The sequence below is a fragment of the Actinoplanes sp. NPDC020271 genome (assembly GCF_044388125.1).
Lineage (GTDB): Bacteria > Actinomycetota > Actinomycetes > Mycobacteriales > Micromonosporaceae > Actinoplanes.
Window position 1 is genome coordinate 771837 of sequence record NZ_JBIRWQ010000002.1, and the last position, 17880, is coordinate 789716.

General features: G+C 69.3%; 13 protein-coding genes and 1 pseudogene. 7 read left to right on the forward strand and 7 right to left on the reverse strand.

Features of this window, described 5'->3' with window-relative positions:
• Positions 1-38: 38 nt before the first annotated feature.
• The gene (locus ACH442_RS07290) at positions 39-767 is read left to right on the forward strand and encodes a hypothetical protein (RefSeq protein ID WP_396337057.1); all 729 of its coding nucleotides are present in this window, start codon (positions 39-41) and stop codon (positions 765-767) included.
• A gap of 50 nt (positions 768-817) precedes the next feature.
• Here the strand turns inward: ACH442_RS07290 and ACH442_RS07295 are convergent, their stop codons facing one another.
• The gene (locus ACH442_RS07295; RefSeq protein ID WP_396337058.1) at positions 818-2641 is read right to left on the reverse strand and encodes a family 16 glycoside hydrolase; all 1824 of its coding nucleotides are present in this window, start codon (positions 2639-2641) and stop codon (positions 818-820) included.
• 373 nt (positions 2642-3014) lie between these two features.
• Between ACH442_RS07295 and ACH442_RS07300 the strand changes: the two genes are divergently transcribed.
• Positions 3015-4979 (forward strand): LysM peptidoglycan-binding domain-containing protein, encoded by a 1965-nt coding sequence (locus ACH442_RS07300; RefSeq protein ID WP_396337059.1) that lies wholly within the window; start codon positions 3015-3017, stop codon positions 4977-4979.
• On the opposite strand, the gene ACH442_RS07305 is transcribed toward ACH442_RS07300, so the two are convergent.
• The 3 genes from ACH442_RS07305 to ACH442_RS07315 all read right to left on the reverse strand — a co-directional run bounded on the left by ACH442_RS07305 (position 4942) and on the right by ACH442_RS07315 (position 10144).
• Positions 4942-8040, reverse strand: a complete 3099-nt coding sequence (locus ACH442_RS07305) for a PAS domain S-box protein (protein WP_396337060.1) — start codon at positions 8038-8040, stop codon at positions 4942-4944. The two genes, ACH442_RS07300 and ACH442_RS07305, sit on opposite strands and share 38 nt — an antisense overlap.
• A gap of 78 nt (positions 8041-8118) precedes the next feature.
• Positions 8119-9450, reverse strand: a complete 1332-nt coding sequence (locus ACH442_RS07310) for a hypothetical protein (RefSeq protein WP_396337061.1) — start codon at positions 9448-9450, stop codon at positions 8119-8121.
• Between the two features lie 31 nt (positions 9451-9481).
• On the reverse strand, positions 9482-10144 hold the full coding sequence (locus tag ACH442_RS07315) for a hypothetical protein (RefSeq protein ID WP_396337062.1): 663 nt from the start codon (positions 10142-10144) through the stop codon (positions 9482-9484).
• Between the two features lie 65 nt (positions 10145-10209).
• Here ACH442_RS07315 and ACH442_RS07320 point away from each other — a divergent pair, with 65 nt between their 5' ends.
• Positions 10210-11076 (forward strand): dihydrodipicolinate synthase family protein, encoded by an 867-nt coding sequence (locus tag ACH442_RS07320; protein WP_396337063.1) that lies wholly within the window; start codon positions 10210-10212, stop codon positions 11074-11076.
• 439 nt (positions 11077-11515) lie between these two features.
• On the opposite strand, the gene ACH442_RS07325 is transcribed toward ACH442_RS07320, so the two are convergent.
• The gene (locus ACH442_RS07325; protein WP_396337064.1) at positions 11516-12088 is read right to left on the reverse strand and encodes a TetR/AcrR family transcriptional regulator; all 573 of its coding nucleotides are present in this window, start codon (positions 12086-12088) and stop codon (positions 11516-11518) included.
• Positions 12089-12203: 115 nt separating this feature from the next.
• Here ACH442_RS07325 and ACH442_RS07330 point away from each other — a divergent pair, with 115 nt between their 5' ends.
• Positions 12204-14336: a 2Fe-2S iron-sulfur cluster-binding protein gene (locus ACH442_RS07330; RefSeq protein ID WP_396337065.1), complete on the forward strand. Its 2133-nt coding sequence runs from the start codon at positions 12204-12206 to the stop codon at positions 14334-14336.
• Between the two features lie 375 nt (positions 14337-14711).
• Here the strand turns inward: ACH442_RS07330 and ACH442_RS07335 are convergent, their stop codons facing one another.
• Positions 14712-15155, reverse strand: coding sequence for a hypothetical protein (locus ACH442_RS07335; RefSeq protein ID WP_396337066.1), 444 nt, complete (start codon positions 15153-15155; stop codon positions 14712-14714).
• A gap of 269 nt (positions 15156-15424) precedes the next feature.
• On the opposite strand from ACH442_RS07335, the gene ACH442_RS07340 reads away from it, so the two are divergent.
• Together ACH442_RS07340 and ACH442_RS07345 are read left to right on the forward strand one after the other, a co-directional pair.
• Entirely contained in the window at positions 15425-15880 is a 456-nt protein-coding gene (locus tag ACH442_RS07340) for an HIT family protein (RefSeq protein ID WP_396337067.1), read from the forward strand.
• Between the two features lie 27 nt (positions 15881-15907).
• Positions 15908-16174 carry a hypothetical protein gene (locus tag ACH442_RS07345; RefSeq protein ID WP_396337068.1) on the forward strand — a complete coding sequence of 89 codons (267 nt, stop codon included), beginning with the start codon at positions 15908-15910 and terminating at the stop codon, positions 16172-16174.
• Between the two features lie 563 nt (positions 16175-16737).
• On the opposite strand, the pseudogene ACH442_RS07350 reads toward ACH442_RS07345, so the two are convergent.
• Positions 16738-16869: pseudogene (locus ACH442_RS07350) on the reverse strand (transposase family protein); the annotation flags it as partial.
• A 166-nt stretch (positions 16870-17035) separates the two neighbouring features.
• On the opposite strand from ACH442_RS07350, the gene ACH442_RS07355 reads away from it, so the two are divergent.
• Entirely contained in the window at positions 17036-17755 is a 720-nt protein-coding gene (locus tag ACH442_RS07355) for a hypothetical protein (RefSeq protein WP_396337069.1), read from the forward strand.
• Positions 17756-17880 lie beyond the last annotated feature (125 nt).

Genomic DNA, 17880 nt, shown 5'->3' on the forward strand with positions numbered 1-17880 from the left:
GTTCCCCGCTCACCACCATCACGGGGGAAAGACCCATCATGAACGTCATCAAGCCGGCCGTCGTCGCCGCCGCCGGAGTCATGCTGCTCGCCGGGTGCGGCGACCAGACCACCACCAGCGCTCCGGCCGCCCCCGGCGCCTCGGCCGCCGCCTCCACGTCGACCGGTAACGGGATCGCGGACCTGTCCGCGGCCGAGATCCTGGCCCGCGCCGAGAAGGCGGTCACCGACGCGAAGTCGTTCCACGCCGCCGGCACGGCCAAGCAGGACGGGGCGAGCATGGCCATCGACCTGAAGGAATCCGGTAAGAACCTGCTGGCCACGATCAGCATGAGCGGGATGAAGCTGGAGATCCTGGCCTTCGACGGTCAGTCCTACGTCAAGGCGGACCCGAAATTCCTCGAGTCGGCCGGCGTCAAGCTGCCCAAGGTCTCGGCCGACATCCTCGCCAAGTCGTGGATGAAGCCGAGCGCCGACGACACCACGTTCTCGGACATGACCGACGGGTTCGGCCTCAAGGAGCTGCTGAACCCGTCCGGCGAGCTGACCAAGGGCGACGTCACGCAGCTCGACGGCAAGCCGGCCGTCGTCCTGAACGACTCGAAGGGCGCGGGCAAGATCTACGTGGCCACGACCGGCGAGCCGCTGCCGCTGAAGGCGACCGACTCGGACGGCGCGGACATCACGTTCTCCGAGTTCGGTGCGGAATTCCCGGAGATCAAGGCCCCGGCCGCGACCGAGATCATCAAGCTGCCGGGCAAGTCCTGACGCGGGCCGGGCCGGTGCGGACGTCCGCACCGGCCCGGGTCGCCGGCGGGTTACCAGGAGACGGTCTTGCCGCCGATGGTGACGACCAGGACACCGGTCGAGGTGTAGGACCAGGCCAGGGCGCCGCTGTAGTTCGCGCAGCGGGAGCCGTTGGTGCCCGACCAGAACTGGTTGGAGCTGTCCGAGTCGCCGATGATCCGGTCGTTGGTGCCGCTGCTGAACCGGCACGACGTGTTGTTGCGGAACACCGACGTACCGGCGTCGAAGTTGAAGTTGCGTTCGCCGTTGTCGATGCTCAGGTTGTTCGAGATGGTCAGTGAGCCCGGGTTGCTGTTGTAGGTGAACCCGTGCTTGCCGTTCTGGTAGGCGATGCTGCGCCGCACGACGTGGTTCACCGCGATGTCCTCGCCGCCGAGCTTGTAGCCGTTGCGGTCACCGGCGCCGGCCTGCGAGCCGTCGGTGAGGGTGCCGTTGCCGTAGGAGAGCGAGTCCTCGATCGTCACCGGTCCGATCGGCCCGGTGTCGGTCTTGGTGTAGAGATCCCACCCGTCGTCGATGTTGTTGTGTGACACCGCGTAACGGAACACGTTGCCGGTACCGACGGTCAGTTTTGCCGCGAAGCCGTCCGCGTCCTCGCCGTCGGAGTCCGCGTTGTCGTGTGACTCGGCACTGAGCACCAGGTTGTTCGACGGCCACTGCGAGCTGGGCGTGTCCGACGCGATCCGCGAGATCTGCAGGCCGCTGTCACGGTTGAACCTGGTCACCGTGCGTTCGATGGTGTTGTTGCTGCCGCCGACGAAGATGCCGTTGTCGCCGGCGTGCTCGACCACGATGCCGTACAGGTGCCAGAAGTTGCCGTTGAGGGCGAGTCCACGGTTCGCCGAGTTCTCCGTCTGAGCCGAGAAATTCAGGACCGGAACTTCGCCCGGGTACGCCGTAAGAGTCTTGAGCGCGGCGGCCGTCCCGTTGTTCCCGGCCGCGATGGTCACCGTCTGTGCGTAGTTGTAGGTGCCGCCGCGCAGGTAGATCGTCCCGCCCGCCGCGATCCGGGTCAGTGCCGAGGTCAGCGACGTCGGCGCCGACTGCGTGCCGGCCGCGCTGTCGGTCCCGCTGGGGGAGACGTAGACCGCGCCGGTCGTGGGCGGCGTGGAGGTCGACGGGCCGGGAGAGGCCGGCCCGGACGGCGACGAGGACGGCGACGAGGACGGCGACGAGGTCGGCGAGCTGGTCGGCGTCGTCGAGCCGCTGTCGTCCACCACGATGTCGTCGAAGCGGCCCGACGCGTACTCGGTGAGCAGCCCGATCCGCCCGCTGGAGATCGACGAGTCGGTGGCGCTGCCGACGCTCGTGCCGTTGACCGAACCGCTGATCGTCGTCCCGTTCACGGTCAGTCTCAGCGTGTAGAACGTGCCGGTCGAGATCGTCTGACTCAGACTGGCCAGGACGGTGATCGCGCTGCCGTTCATTGCCTCCAGCTGCACTTTGTTGCTGCCGGTCAGCGACAGCCGGTACATCTTGGTCGCCCCGGCGGCCCGGGCCGTCAGCGCGACCACCCCGCTGCCGGAGCCGAACGCGGTCGCCTTGACCCGCGCCTGCACGGCGTAGTTCGTCCAGGACGTGGTGCCGGCGAACTCGCGGGCCCGTTCGCTGGTGGTGTCGGACTGCTGCAGGACCTGCGTGCCGTCGGTGACGACCGACCAGGTGCCGCCCGATTTCGACCAGCCGCTCGTCGAACCGGACTCGAAGTCGGCGCTGAACAGGGTGGCGGCCTCGGCGGTCGCCACGGTCACGGCGAGCCCGGCGGTGACCAGGGCGGCCAGGGCGGCCGCGCCGGCGAGCCGGCGGCGGCGACGAGGGCGTACGGATGGTGCCATGCGATTTTCTCCCTGTCGGAAAGAGATCCCGCCGGCAATTCCGGGCGCTGCGAATTAATGTGCGGGCATTTGCCTGGCGGCGTAGCTCTGACCTGCGCCGAGGCCCGGATTAAGGGGATGAACAAGCCGGCGGTACCGGGGGAACGGAAGTGGTGCCGTGACCGAATCTCCCACCACGGGAAGAGGCGAGTCAACGATTCTCATTTGCAGGTTTGTTGCAGGAGTGCCGAGCCGGTCGATCAATGTCGCGAATGTCTGACCATTTCCAATTGTCTATTTCGCGACTCAATGTATCCGGAAACCGGGCCTATGGTGTGGCGTCGCGACATCACACCCGCACGGTCACGCACCTCCGAAGGGGAAGGGGGCGGCCATGCCGCGTCTCCTGCACGGACGAATCGTCACCGAGGAAGAACTCAAGCGCGCCGCCGGCGAACTCGCCGCGTTCAGCGCCCGGTCACCGGCGTACTTCGCGGTGACCCCACCGACCGACACGCACCACTTCGACTTCCTGTTCCCGACCCTGCAGGAGGACGAGGCGAACCTCCTGCCCGAAGCCGGCAACACACCCGAGTTGCTGAAGAACCTCGGCGCGTCCATGGTCGACACCGACGTATCCGGCGAGGACAGCCCGATCCCGGCCGCCTACACGTACTTCGGGCAGTTCGTCGACCACGACATCACGCTCGAGTCCGGTGCGTCGGCGACCATGGACCAGCTGCTGCACCCGGACATGACACCGCTGTCGCTCACCGAGATCCGCACCGCACTGCGCAACCTGCGCACCGGCGAGCTCGACCTGGACAGCGTCTACGGCGCACCGGCCCCGCGGGACCCGGCGAACGTCGCGAGGATGCTGCTCGGCAAGGTCCACCCGCTCAACGGCACGGCCAAGCCGGTGCTGCGCCCGCCGGGCAAGGGCGACGACAACGACCTGCCGCGCGAGCCGGAGTCGGCGGACGTCGAGCACGACCGCGCGGCCCTGACCGGCGACCCGCGCAACGACGAGAACCTGATCATCGCCCAGATGCACGTGGCGTTCCTCAAGGCGCACAACAAGCTTGTCGACCAGGGCTTCTCGTTCGGCGAGGCGAGCCGGATCCTGCGCCAGCACTACCAGCACGTCGTGGTGCACGACTTCCTGAAGCGGATCGCCGAGCCGGCCGTCGTGGACGACATCGTCGATCACGGCAACAAGTGGTTCGACTACACGGCCGAGCCACTGCGGATGCCGCTGGAGTTCTCGGTCGCCGGCTACCGGCTGGGCCACACGATGGTCCGGGCCAAGTACGACTTCAACCTGAACTTCAACACCCGGCCCGGCGGGATCCCGGCCACCCTGGAGCTGCTCTTCTCGTTCACGGCGCTCGGCGGGCAGGTGGGCGGCCCGGCCAACCCGACGCTCCCGGACAACTGGATCATCGAGTGGGAGAACATCATCGGCGGCACGGACGTCATGCACGCCCGCAAGCTCGACACCAACGTCGCCGCCGTCGGTGACAAGGCGCTGTTCGCCCTGCGCAAGGTCGACGGGACGCCGGAGAGCCCGCCGGACGCCGGCCGGTTGCCGGTGCGCAACCTGCTGCGCGGCTACCGCCTGCGGCTGCCCACCGGTCAGGCCCTCGCCCAGCACCTCGGGCTGCCGGTGATGACCAAGGACGAGGTGCTCGCCGCGGCGGGCAGCCCGCAGCAGATGACCGCGTTGCAGGCCGGTGGCTTCGAGTCGCGTACGCCGTTGTGGTACTACGTCCTCGCCGAGGCCAGCCACGCCCACGGCGGGCAGCGGCTCGGCCCGGTCGGCAGCACCCTCGTCGCCGAGGTGCTGATCGGACTGATCCGGCGCAGTCAGGACTCGATCCTGGCGCAGCCGGGCTGGGCACCGTCGCTGACCTCGGCCAAGCCGGGCACGTTCGAGCTGGCCGACCTGCTGCGCTTCGCCGGCGTGCTGTCCGGTGGCACGACGCAGCAGCCGCCGACGCAGCAGCCGCCGCAGCCCACGACGTACACGGTGAAGAAAGGCGACACCCTCAGCGGCATCGCGAAATCGCAGCTCGGCGACGACAAACGGTGGCCGCAGATCTTCGTGCTGAACCGGGCCGTCATCAAGAACCCGAACGTGATCTTCCCCGGTCAGGTGCTGCACCTGCCGCCGAAGTCGCCGGTCGGCCCGATCCCGCGGATCTACACGGTCAAGAAGGGCGACACGCTCTTCGGGATCGCCAAGGCGCTGCTCGGCAACGGCAACCGGTGGCCGGAGATCTTCAAGCTGAACGGGGCGATCCTCACCAACCCGGACCGGATCATTCCCGGTCAGGTCCTGGTGATTCCAGCGAAATGACGAACCGCGAGCCGCCCGACGGGCTCGGCTCGTGCCGGATGTCCCCGTGGTTGGCCTGCGCCAGCCCGCGGACGATGTAGAGGCCCAGGCCCGTGCCCTTCACCGAGGTCGCGTCGCGGTCGGCGCGGGCCAGCCGCTCGAAGAGACGGTCCCGGAACTCCTCCGGGACACCGGGCCCGTCGTCCTCGACCGCCACCTCGACGTGCGACGGGGTGACGGCGACCCGGACCGCGGTGGCGCCGCCGCCGTACTTGCGGGCGTTCGAGAGCAGGTTCACCAGGATCTGCTGCAGGTGCCCGGGGTGGCAGAGCACCCGCGCGGGCGGCCCGGAGACCGGGATCGTGGCGTCGGCCGCCCACAGCGCCCGGCTGATCTCCTCGTGCAGGTTCAGCTCCCGCCGGTCGGCGCGGATCTGACCCGACTCGATGGTCACCATCGCGAGCACCTCCTGGACGATCTCGTCCAGCGTGCCGGCCTGGCGGGCGATCGCGTCGATGGCCCGCGCCCGGCGCTCGTCGGTCAGCGCCGCCCAGTCGTCGGTGAGGATCTCCGCGTTGCCCCGGATCGACGTCAGCGGGTTGCCGATCTCGTGCCCGAGCATCCCGATGATGTCGAGTTTCAGTTGGTTGGCCGCCTCCAGCTCGGTGTTGCGCTCGGCCAGGGCGGCCGACGCGGCGTCGCGCGCCTGCTCGGCGGCGCGCCGGGCGGTGATGTCGGTGAGCACGCCCACCACCAGTTTCGGGTTGCCGGCCGGGTCACGGACCAGCGAGATCGTCGCCTCGACCGGCACCCAGTGACCGTCGCTGTGCGCGATCCGCGCCTCGGTCGTGTAGGACTCGGCGTCCCCGGCGAACAACCCGGCCAGCAGCGCCCGGTGCGCGGCCAGGTCCTCGGGGTGCAGCAGGTCCCGGTCGTGCAGACCGGCGAGCTGCTCGCCGGTGCGGCCGACCATCGCCGCGTACGCCCGGTTCGCGCTGATCAGCGAGCCGTCCAGCGCCGAGATGGTCTGCCCGACGCCGGTGTTCGCGAACTGGGCGCGCAGCCGTTCCTCGCTCTCGGCCAGTGCCACCTCGGCCGCACGGGCCGCGGTCTGGTCCGCGTTCACCTCCAGGACCTGCGCGTGATCCGGGTCGAGATGGTGCAGGACCTGGCGGCTCAGGACATTGACGGTACGGCCGCTCGCCGTGATGTGGTCGAGCTGACCGTTCCAGAAGCCGTCGCGGCGCAACGCCTCCTCCTGGTCGGGGAAGCTGCCGCCGTACGGGAAGGTGGTGTGCAGCAGCCGGTGGGCGGACCGGCCGGAAGCCGCGGCGAGCGGCCAGCCGTAGAGCCGCGTCGCGCCGTCGTTCCACCAGCGGATCGTGCCGTCGAGGTCGCGCACGATCACCGCGGCCGGGATCAGCTCGAAGAGCCGGGCCGTGCGCCGCAACTGCACGTCCGCCTCGTGCGCCGCGGTGATGTCCTCGACCTGGTTGACCACGTACCGGGCCCGGTCCTGCTCGTCGGTGATCAGCGCGACCCGGACCGACACCCAGATGGTGTGCCCGTCCCGGTGCCGGTAGCGCCGTTCGACGGTGACGGCGTCGAGTTCCCGGTCGATCAGGCGTTTCGCCAGCTGCCGAGTCTCCACCACGTCGTCCGGGTGGGTCAGCTCGGCGAACGTCATCCGGGTCAGCTCGTCCTGCGTCCACCCGGTGATCGCGGTCATCGCCGGGTTCGCCTGCAGGTAGCGCCCGAAGTCCTCGGGGCGCAGGCTGCACAGCGTCAGGCCGAGCGGCGAGTTGTCGAAGATCAGCCGGAACCGGTGCTCGCTGACCTCCAGCGCCCGCAACGCCTCGGTGTTGCGGGCGGCGTCGTCGGCGTGCCGCAGCGCCGCGCTCAGACCCTCGGCCAGCAGGGCGAGCTGCTGCTCGTCGGTGTCGTGGAACGCGCCCGGCCGGTCGCTGCCGACCATCAGCACGCCGAACGTGCCACTGTCCGGGGCCCGCAGCGGCGCGACCACCATCGAGCGCATGCCGGTGACCCGCGCGATCATCGGGTTGACCCGCGGGTCGGTCGTGGTGTCGTCGGAACGGGCGGTCCGACCGCTGGTGATCGTGAGCCCGGCCAGCGACCGGGCGACCGGCAACTCCGGCAGCGGATGCCCTGCCGTGGCGGCCGGGCGCAGCACCGTGGCCGCCGGATCCAGCAGATGCACCGACGCGACCGTGCCCGACGGCAGCACCTGCAGGGTGCGATCGGCGATCAGCCGGAGCAGGGCGTCCCGGTCGGTCACCGTGCCGATCTCCCGTTGCACGGCGATCGTGGTGCTCAGCCGTTCCTGGTTGCGGCGTTCGGTGGAGACGTCGGCCAGCTGGGCCAGGAGGCGCATCGGGGTGCCGGACTCCGAGGCCAGCGGCGTGACGGTCAAGCGGCACCAGAGGCGGTGACCGTCCTTGCCCACGTACCGGAAATCGCCCTCGAACGTGGTTCTTCGCCCGCTCGCCATGTCGCGCAGCATCGCGGCGCAACTCGTCCGGTCGTCCGGGTGCGTGACGTCGGCCAGGGTCAGCGCGGCCAGCTCGGGACCGGTCCGGCCGAGCATCGCCGAGACCGCCGGATTCACCCGCAGCCAGGCGCCGTCGGTGTCGAGCACCGCCATCCCGATCGGCGACGAGTCGACCAGCGTCCGGAAACGCGCCTCGCTGTCGGCGAGGACCTGCCGCCCGCTGCTCTCGACGATCTCGGCGAACAGGAACGGCAGGCCGTCCCGGTCGTGGACCAGCAGGTTCTGGCTGACTGTCCAGACCCGCGAGCCGTCGCGGCGGATCAGGATCCGCTCCATCGCCATGACGGTCAGGTCACCGCGGACCATCGCCTCGGCCAGTGCGGTGACCGGCCCCAGCCGGTCCGAGTCCAGCAGCATCAGGGCCGGCTGGCCGAGCAACTCGTCGCGGGACCAGCCGACCAGGTCGCAGAAGGCGTCGTTGACCGCGGTGAACCGACCGCAGTCGTCCGGGGCGAGGCTCAGCACCAGCTTCGGGACCGGGCTGCGGTCGAAGGCGTGCGCGAGCAGCTCCATCGGCCGGCCTTGTGGCCGCGCCCGGAACCCGACACTCATATTGCCCTGATCGGCCGATCCGGCCGATCAATGAGCGGCTCAGAGCCCCCGGACGTACGCCGTGCACTCCTTGTCGACCACGGACCACCGCTTGCCGAACGCGGTCTGCGCCGCGCTGTCCAGCCCGATCCCGTACTGGACCGCGCCCTGGAAGAACTGCAACGTCCTGGCCTTGCCGTACTTCTCGAACAGGAAGGTCAGCGTGTAGAAGCCGACGGCGTAACGGCTGTCCGCGTCGGTCAGGCCGGCGTGGTCACCCGGAGGCTTGACCGCGACCGAGCGCAGCGGGCCCTGCCTCAGCAGACTGCCCAGGGCGTACCGTTTGCGGTAGTTCGTCACGCCCGGCCGCTGCCGCTGCACGAAGTCGGCCATGCCCTCGACCAGGAACCAGACGTCGTCGCGGCCGTAATAGGTGTCGTCGCGCAGGGTGGCCACGTGCGCCAGCTCGTGGGTGAGCAACTCGTCGGAGAAGTCGGCGGTCAGCTCGGACTCGTGCACCTCGACCTCGATCCGGTTCGGCCCGGTGGGGAACGCCTGGCCGGCGACCCAGGTGCCGGGTTTGCCGTCGTACCAGCGCTGCCACGAGGCGTCGTCGGCGACATAGACCTGGTAACGGTCGGGTTTGCCGTCGCCGACGGCGTACCGGTCGGCGACCGCGGCGGCCTTCTCCGCGCGCCGCGACAGGTCGGCGAGCCGGCTCCGGTACTTCGGCGGTACCGCGACCAGCGTGCGAGCGCCGGCCTGCGCCACCAGCTCGGTGGTCTCCCAGGGGCGGCTCAGCGGCAGCGATCCGTAGTCGGCGCAGGACCAGCACGGCGACTTGCGGTCATGCCGCGGGAAGCCGGCCAGCCGCAGGCCGTCCGGCGTCTCCACCCACGTGGTGTCGAAGACGGCCTCGTCGGTGGCGCAGTCGGTCTCCACGAAGCAGTGGTTGACGATGTGCACCACCTGCCAGGTGCCCTTCTTGGCGCCGACGTGCGGCTGGGCGTCGATCCGCTGATCGAAACGGGTCACGTGCAGCGCCCGCAAGGTGCGGAACCGGCGCTGCAACTCGGCCAGCACCGCCTTGTTGCCCGGCTGGGCGGCGACGGCGAACTTGTCGAAGTCGCCGCTGAGCAGACCCTCGGTCTCGGTCTTCAGGGCGGCGCGCACCTCCTGGCCCACCCAGGACTGGAACTCCGAGGTGGGAGCGCCGGCGCCGGGACGCGGCAGGGGCGGGGCGGTCGCTTCCGGGGACGGGGTTGCCAGGGCCGGCGCAGACGTCGCGGCGCCTGCCGGCGCGGTCCCGCTCCGGCAGGCGGTGAGCCCGCCGACGGCCAGCAGAACCACGGCGGCCGGCGTGGTCCACCGCCACCCGAGATCTCTCATCACGAGCGCGGAGCATAGACGCCGGCAAGATCCTTCAGTCCACCCGCCGCCGGTAGGCCTCCTCGACCGAGCGGGCCCCCGTCTCGGTGCCGATCGTGGCGCGGGCCGCCGGGAAGGCGCAGTAGTACCAGAGCGTGAAGTCCAGGAAGTCGCGGTCGATGTTCAAGCGCTCCGGGCGGATCTTGATCGGTCCGCCCCAGCCGGTGCGCTTGCGGAGGAGCAGGTTGCGCACCGTGATCCCGTCCGGGCGCAGTTCCAGCGCGGGCCGGCCGCTCACCGAGATCATGACGGCGACGATCAGGCCCAGCAGTGCGAACGTCAGGAGGACGGCGTTCACCGGGTCGAGGGCCATCAAACGGGCGGCTTTCGTCCCCGGCGTCGCTTCGACCGGGATCGCGCTGCCGCTTATCCAGGCGATCAGGATCGCCGTCCGACCCGCCCAGCGCGGCAAGGCGTCCACCGAGAAAGCCGTTCGCCACTCGGCGGGCTGCTTCTCGACTCGCCGGATCAGCAGCAGGTAAATGCCCAGCGGGACGACCATGGTGGCGGCGAAAGCGACGACGGCGACCACCAGGCTTCCGGCGGTCGAGTCCATCCGCCAGGTCAGCGGCTGGACCCAGAATTTCAGCACGAGTTGGAGGAGAAACGCCAGCACTACGAAGGGAAGGGAGAGCAGGCGCGCGGCGCGAGCGGACACGGCCGACAGTGTAGATCCACGCGACCACTTTTATGTCCTAGGACAAAGCTGGTAGCGTCCGTGGGGTGATCGACTCCAGGTTCACCGGCCTCAATGCCTTCCCGCTCACCCCACTCGCCGGGGACCGCCTCGACGAGCAGTCCTACGCCGGGCTGATCCGACGCCTCGCCGGCGCCGGTGTCGACTCGATCACCGCGCTCGGCTCGACCGGGTCGTATCCGTATCTCGAGGCCACCGAACGGTCCCGTGCGATCCGGATCGCGGTCGCGGCGGCCGGGCCGACTCCGGTCTTCGCCGGGATCGGGGCGCTGCGGACCTCGCACGTGCTGGCCCACGCCGCGGACGCGCAGGCCGCCGGTGTATCCGCGGTGCTGCTCGCCCCGATGACGTACCAGCCGCTCACCCCCGACGACGTCTACGGGCTCTACCAGGACGTGGCCGCGGAACTGTCCGTGCCGCTGATCGTCTACGACAACCCGGGGACGACGCACGTGACCTTCACCGACGAGCTGTACGCGGCCATCGCCGCGCTGCCGAACGTCGCCTCGCTCAAAATTCCCGGGCCGGCCACCCCGGAACGCGTCGCTGAGCTGCGCAAACTTCTTCCCGATCGGGTGGCGGTGGGCATCTCCGGTGACGTGCACGCGGCCGGCGGGCTCGTGTCCGGGTGCGACCTCTGGTACTCAGTGGTCGGCGGGACGCTGCCCGCGGCGGCACTGGCCATCGCCCGCTCGGTGCCGGGTGCGCCGGCCCGTCTCGCTCCGCTGTTCGCCTTGTTCGCCGAGTACGGCAGTCTGCGCGTCACCGCGGCGATCGCCGAGTATCTCGGGCTGGCCCAGCGGTCCTGCCTGCCCCGCCCGCTGCGAGGACTGGACGATGCCGCCCGTGCCCGGGTGGCCGAGGTGATGACGACCTCGAACCTGACGTCATGATCACCTCGTCCGTGCGTGTCGGCGGGCGCGGCTCCGCCGTACGCGCGGATCTTGCTCGTTATGTCCTGGCGGCGACGATGGCGAGGTCAGCGGACGGCGGCGCGGTAGCAGCGGTCGTCCTGATGGTCACCGTGAGCGGCGCCCCGGGCCGGCTCGCCGGCGTGCTCGGCGCGTGCGTCACCGCACCGCACCTGCTCGGCCCGTTCGTGGCCCGCCGCCTGGACACAGCCCGTGACGGCCGCACCGTGATCGCCGGCGCCTGTGTCGCGCACGGCCCTGGAACGCCGGGGAAGCCCGTCCCGTCCGGCCCGCGCGTTCTGAGAGCGGCACCACCAGCATCAGGCGCTCTTACCGGCCCGGCCGAAGAACGAGCGCGCTCCTTGACTGAACGAGGCGCTCGCCGCGAGAGGGCTGCGGCCTGGAGCTGTCGCGCCGCGGATCACCGGTCGCCGTGCAGGTAGCGGGTCACCATGTCGACCAGCTCGGCGGCGAAGACCTCCTCCGGGATGGTCTGCGGCGCGGCCATCAGCTTGTGGGTGTTCAGTTCGACCGTGGTCACGATCAGCTCGGCCGCGGTGTCGAGATCGGTCACGCCGACGTCGGGGTGGCGGGCCAGTAGGTCGCGAACCTGGGCGACCCGGCTCCGGCCGTGGCGTTCCATCGCCTCGACGAGTTCCGGCGAGACCCGGGCCTCCTCGATCATCATGCGCAGCAGGGCCGGGTCGTCGCGGTGGTTCTCGATGGCGTCGCGGACCAGCGCGCGGATCGCCGCGGGCAGCGAACCGGGGGAGAGGTCCACCTCGTCGGCACCGGTCCAGTCGCCGCGGTCGAGGTGCCGCACCAGCAGCGCGGCCAGGATCGCGTCCTTGTTCGGGAAGTACTGATACAGCGAGCCGATCGAGATCCGGGCCCGCTCGGCGATGCGGTTGGTGGTCCCGGCGGCGTAGCCGTGCTCGGCGAAAACGTGAGCAGCGGCAGTCAGGATGCGTTGCCGGGTCAGCTCGGCGCGCACCTGTCGGGGCCTGCGACGTGGCTGTAGACGGCGGTCGGCCGGCGGCATGCGGTGGTCCTCCCGGGACGCGAAAAGCGAGTAGCCAAAGAGTTGAGCTATTGCTCACAATAGTGCCGTGAGCTGGAAAAATAATACGCTGAACCGACTGTCGACGGCGGCCGGGTTGGAGGCGGTCGTGGGACGGCCGGCGTCGATGATCGTGCGGAAGGAGATCAGCGCCCTCGATGCCGGCTGCCGGACGATCCTGGACCGGAGCCCGGCCGCGGCCTTCGGCTACCGCGACGGCGATGGTACGAGCCGCACCACGTTCATCGGCGGCACACCGGGATTCGTCCGGGTCCTCTCCGACACCCGGATCTCGTTCCTCCTGCCCGAGCCGGGCGAGCCGGACGGGCCGGTGTCGTTCTTCTTCCTCCTACCGGGCGTCGGCGAGGTCCTGCGGGTCAACGGCTCGACAGCCGGACGCAAAGGCACGCGCGTCACCGTCGGCGTCGAGCAGGCGTACGTGCACTGCGCGCAAGCCGTCCTGCGGTCGCGGCTGTGGCAACCGCCGGCTCCGCCCCCGGCCGGCCCACCGGCGCTCGCCGACGACGCCGGTCCCCTGTGCGGGCCGGGAATAGCCGAGTTCCTGGCCGCAGCACCCTTCCTCGCCCTGTCCACCTGGGACTCCACCGGCGGCAGCGACACCAGCCCGCGCGGCGACCAGCCCGCGGTGGTGCGCGTCCTGGACGGCCGCACACTCGTCCTCGCCGACCGTAAGGGCAACAAGCGCGCCGACACGCTGCATAACCTGCTGCACGACGACCGGCTGTCGTTCGCCGCGCTCGTGCCGGGACGCAGCGGGGTGCTGCACGTCCGCGGTCGCGGCGCCATCACCGACGACGCCGCGTTGCTCGCGACGATGGCGCTGCGCGGGATGCCACCGCATCTGGCGCTGGTGATCGACGTCGAGCACGCCGAAGTCAGCGGCAGCGACGCCATGGCCCGCGCGCGGCTGTGGTCGCCCGGCACCCACCTCGACCGGGACACCGCACCCGACCTGCTGGCGATCGCCGGCGCGCACCTCGCCGGCGAATCGGCGGCCGCCGGACGACTGGTCCGGTCCATCAAGGCGATTCCCGGGATGAGCCGCCTGCTGCGGCGGGTGATGAACCGGGCCTACCGGTCCGGGCTGGGCAGGGAAGGCTACGAGGAGATCGGGCCGGGCGGCCACGAACCGGCCGCCGACGGCCTTCCCGAGCGACCGGTACGCGTGGTCGAGGTGCGCCGGGAGACACCGAGCACGGTCACTCTCGTACTGGCGGACGCCGGCCCGACGCCGGGCTCCTTCGACTTCCGGCCGGGCCAGTTCTTCACCCTCATCGCCGACATCGACGGCCGGCCGGTGCGGCGGCCCTACTCGGCCTCGTCGGCTCCCGGCTCACCTCACCTCGAAGTCACCGTCAAGCACGTCGACGGCGGACACTTCTCCGGCCACGTGCATCACGGCCTGCGAGCCGGTGACCGGCTCGCCGTACGCGGACCGTCCGGATCGTTCCACGCCGGACCGCACCCGCTCGTGCTCATCGCCGCGGGGAGCGGCGTCACCCCGATGATGAGCATGATACGTACGCGGCTCGCCGACCCTGCCGCGGACGGCCGGATCGACCTGCTCTACAGCAGCCGCCGCGCCGAGGACACCATCTTCGCCGCCGAGCTGAGCCGGCTGGAGCGGGCGAATCCCGGCCGGCTGACCGTCACCCACGTGCTGACCGAGCGGGAGGGACGGCTCGGCGCGGAGGGCGTACGCCGCTGGCTCGGCCGCCGCGCCCCGGCCGACGGCACCCACTACTACCTCTGCGGACCGGAACCGCTGATGGAGGTGGCCCACGCCGTGCTGACCGAAGTCGCCGTGCCCGGCGAACGGGTGCACCGAGAGCGATACACCAGCGCGGCGAACGGCGGGAGAGCGGCGACGGTGCCGCAGGAGATGACCGTCGAACGGGACGGCCGGCCGCTCGGCACGGTGGTGGTCGATCCCGGGCAGACGCTGCTCGACGCGGGTCTCGCGGCCGGCCTGCCGATGCCGTACTCCTGCACCGTCGGTAACTGCGGTGACTGCATGGTGCGCCTGCGCGACGGCGACGTGGCGCTGAACGAACCCAACTGCCTGACCCCCCGGCAACGGGCCGCGGGCTACGTGCTGGCGTGCGTCGGCTGCCCACTGTCGAAGGTCACCCTGGACATTGCCGAACCTGGCCCGGAATGACGCGATGTCTCGACCTGACCGGACACGTCGCCGCGTCAGCCGTCGGGCAGCGCGCGGGCACGGCGGCTCACGCCAGTGAGAACGGCGCCGGCACCAGCTCCGCACCCGGGCGCTGAAGGTCAGCCCGAGACGGCCACGGCGTCCGTCTCCACCAGCATCCTGTACATCGTGGACGGGGCTGGGCACGGTTCGCCGACGATCGCGGCGGACGTCGCGTCCGTTTCCGCCCGGTGAACGGCTTCGGTGAGGTGGACCTGTGCGCCTCGGATTCGTCGAATTGATACTCGGCCGAATTGCTGTGGCGCGCGACTCACGGCATGAGCGGACGCCGCCGGAGACGTCAACGGTCTTACGATGACGTGCGGATTTTCGATGCTAGCGGAGTCGCGCCTGGTGCGAATTCACGAACGGCACGACGACCGGGTCGTTGAGCAGCAGAAAATCGACCATGCCCCAGAATTCCGGCAGCAGAGGACTCTTCAAGGCGGCGGGCCGATCCAGTTTGGTACCGAAGATCGGGCTGTCGTCGAACACACCACCACCGGTTGTCAGCGAACACATCGGTCGATCGTGGCCCTCCACGGCACCCCATCGGCAACCGAAGGTGACGTGATCACTGACGTCGCCCGTGCCCCAAGTGCCGATGATGACGTCGAAAAAGACCTCGCCGCCCTGGGCGTGGTGGTAGCAACTTGCAAAAAACGTGGCACGCGTGAGGCCGTCGTCATCCAACTGCGCCCAGGTGCGGTCAACGGTGGAGTTGCAACACTGGCATGGGAATTGGCGTACTTCGCGGTCGCCACTGAAACTGAGGGCCACGGGCAAGATCATTACAGATCAGGTGATCCGCCGCTACATGTCGGCCCCGACCTGTCGCCGCAGGGCAGCCACCGGCATGGTCAGCGGGGGTCAGACACACCCGGTTCGGCCGAACGTCTGTACATCGGCAGGACGAGGCGGCGGGCCGTTGCAGCCGACCACCGGTCGAACGGCGGCAGCCGGGCCGAGCGGACAGCGACAGACGCGATCGTCGCTAGAGCGCGGATCGCGGCATGACAGTGTGATTCGCCGCTTCTACGATCTGCGTTATGAGCTGCTACGCCTGCCAGAACAACGACTTGTTCGACGACCTGCCGCCGCGCGAACGGATCGCCGGCGACGACTGCTGGCGGGTGGCGCATGACTTCACCAGCAGCTTGCCGGGATGGCTGGTCCTGGTCCCGCGGCGCCACGTGACCTCGATCGCCGACCTGACCGATAAAGAAGCCGGCACGCTGGGTATCTGGCAGGTACGGCTTTCCCGGGCGCTACGAACGGTCACCGGCTGCGTCAAGACCTACGTGGTCCAATTCGCTGAGAAGGAGGGCTTCGCGCACGTCCACTTCCACATCGTGCCGCGTATGCCGGACCTGCCGGCCGACCGCCGCGGGCCGGGAATCTTCCAGTACCCGGATCGGGGCGCCACCGATTCGCGCCTTCCCGAAGGGCAACGCGACGACCTCGCCGTTGCCATCCGAGCCGCGCTTGCTATTGAGTCCAGTTGACCGGGCCGAAGATGCCGTGGATGAGACGTGACGCACGGACAGGCCACGTATACCGAAAGTAACCACCGCATCGGCGGCGCGCATTGGCCGCAGCAGAAGAGGACGTCGCACCGCATCACCAACGGTTGGAACGCCTTGGTCCTGCGAACCGGCGACAGAACAACCGAGGAAGCTTCCGCCGTGCTGCGAAATACCGACGTCGTCGGCGGTGCTCCCTGCGTAGCCGCGGATTTGGTAGCCACGCACCCAAGTCTGGTCGCTCATGGCACGACGCAGCAGCGCTACCAACTGTGATCGATCGACGCATGCAGCTGGGAGTAGTGGACCACGCATTGCAGAGCGTGGCCCGGGTCTGGGCGCGAGGCGAAACCAGTGCTTGTTTGATCCGGGGGAGCACAACTTCTGGCACTCTGCGTACCCGCGGCCACGAGCGGTCCGGCCAGGATGACCGGCATTTCCGCGCACCGCCGTGGTGCGGCACCAAGGCGACGAAATGACAGCTAAGGCGGACACACGCCATGCGTAAACGGTCAGAGCCTCTGACACGTACGTGTCAAAGGCGGAGCAGTCATAACTTGCTAAGAAAGCTTAGTCGGGTTTTTTTTTGAATGCTCGCCCGGCTCAATGCCGTAGCCGAGAACACCTGCGAAGACGCAGGTGATCGTCAGTGTGGCCGTTTGGAGCGCCGACGGAGGTCCGTTGTAACCGGCTACGATTTTCAGCGTCTCGGTCAGTGCCGTCAGAGCGGCGAATCCCGCCGCACGCGCCGTCCGCCGGTGCGGGGGGCCGATTCGGCGCGGCAGTCGAGACACATCCCCAACTGTAAATGACCGTAGCAATGAGCCTTTGTCATCCTGCGTGGCCGTTCCGACCCCGAAGCCGGCAGCGAGGCAGGTGTAGGTGTCGCCGTTGCGCAGGTGGGCCAGGGCGAGCAGGGCCTGCCGGCGAAGTCGGCAGCATCGTCGTCCTCGGACGGTCCGACGCCCACGTGCCCATCGCTTGCCGACGACCCATCTCGGCAGGGATCTTCCGCACAGCGGCGTGCTACAGGCGGCTTGACATCCACCCGCAGCAGAGCGCGGGCGGCGACATCGCCAGCCTTCTCGGCGGCAGAGGGGACGTTCGGCTTGGTAGCCGCTTTGCGATCATGATTTCATGTTGAATCGTGACGAGGCGGTCGACTATTTGAACAGCCTCGACGGCATTGACCCCGAGGTGCTGCAACCGGAACTCTTGTCTGACGGATCCTGGCTGCTCGCACGGCGAGAGTTCTGGGCAAGCCTGCTGTACGACGGAGCTGATGAGGAACTCCTCGACGCCTTGTTCGGCGGCGAGCAGGGCGTCTCTGGCCAGATGAGCGATCTGTGGGAAGAAATCGAGCGGACGGGTACGTGGCCGGTCCTGAGGCTCGGAACCCGAGCCGGAGACTTCGCGTTGGCGATCTGGCATGTGGCCGACGAGACGGAGGGTCACGATTTCATGGTCTTGCCCGGAGATGGCCGTTGCATCGCCGTGGCAGCTGTCGCGGCACACTCCTACGGACCTGGCGTGTCCTGGCCGGAGGCGCAGAGGCTGATCGAACGGGGCAGTCGGGGATCACCGGCGCAGCGCCTACTGCTGCTGGTGCGCGCCTTGGGGGACGGCGATTCTATGACTGACATGGTGGAGCAGGTAGCTGACGCACTCCTGGCCGTCGGTAATGCCGCGTGTCCCCGCGAGACAGCTGTGGAAGCCGCTCGACAACTACTCGAAGACGGCGGGGGGAACTGGTCCATGCACGGTGACGTACTGGTTTGCGACAACGAGAATGCGGCTCGACGGCTCGGCGGGCTTCCGCCCGAAGATCTGCTCAAAGTTACGCAGGCACTTCAGTAAGCTTGTGCTTTAACCCGTGCGGCGGGGTTTCAGGGTCATTGCGTTGTCGGGTAACTGCTGGTCACGGCGGTGATCAGGTCGTGTGAGCGACGGTTGGCTTGGCGTATGGCGCGGGCGATGTTGGT

Bases quoted from the DNA above. Each gene is read 5' to 3' on its own strand.
- ACH442_RS07300 (WP_396337059.1), top strand. From the start codon at position 3,015: ATGCCGCGTCTCCTGCACGGACGAATCGTCACCGAGGAAGAACTCAAG.
- ACH442_RS07340 (WP_396337067.1), top strand. From the start codon at position 15,425: ATGAGCTGCTACGCCTGCCAGAACAACGACTTGTTCGACGACCTGCCG.
- ACH442_RS07295 (WP_396337058.1), bottom strand. From the start codon at position 2,641: ATGGCACCATCCGTACGCCCTCGTCGCCGCCGCCGGCTCGCCGGCGCG.
- ACH442_RS07290 (WP_396337057.1), top strand. From the start codon at position 39: ATGAACGTCATCAAGCCGGCCGTCGTCGCCGCCGCCGGAGTCATGCTG.
- ACH442_RS07305 (WP_396337060.1), bottom strand. From the start codon at position 8,040: ATGGAGCTGCTCGCGCACGCCTTCGACCGCAGCCCGGTCCCGAAGCTG.
- ACH442_RS07355 (WP_396337069.1), top strand. From the start codon at position 17,036: ATGTTGAATCGTGACGAGGCGGTCGACTATTTGAACAGCCTCGACGGC.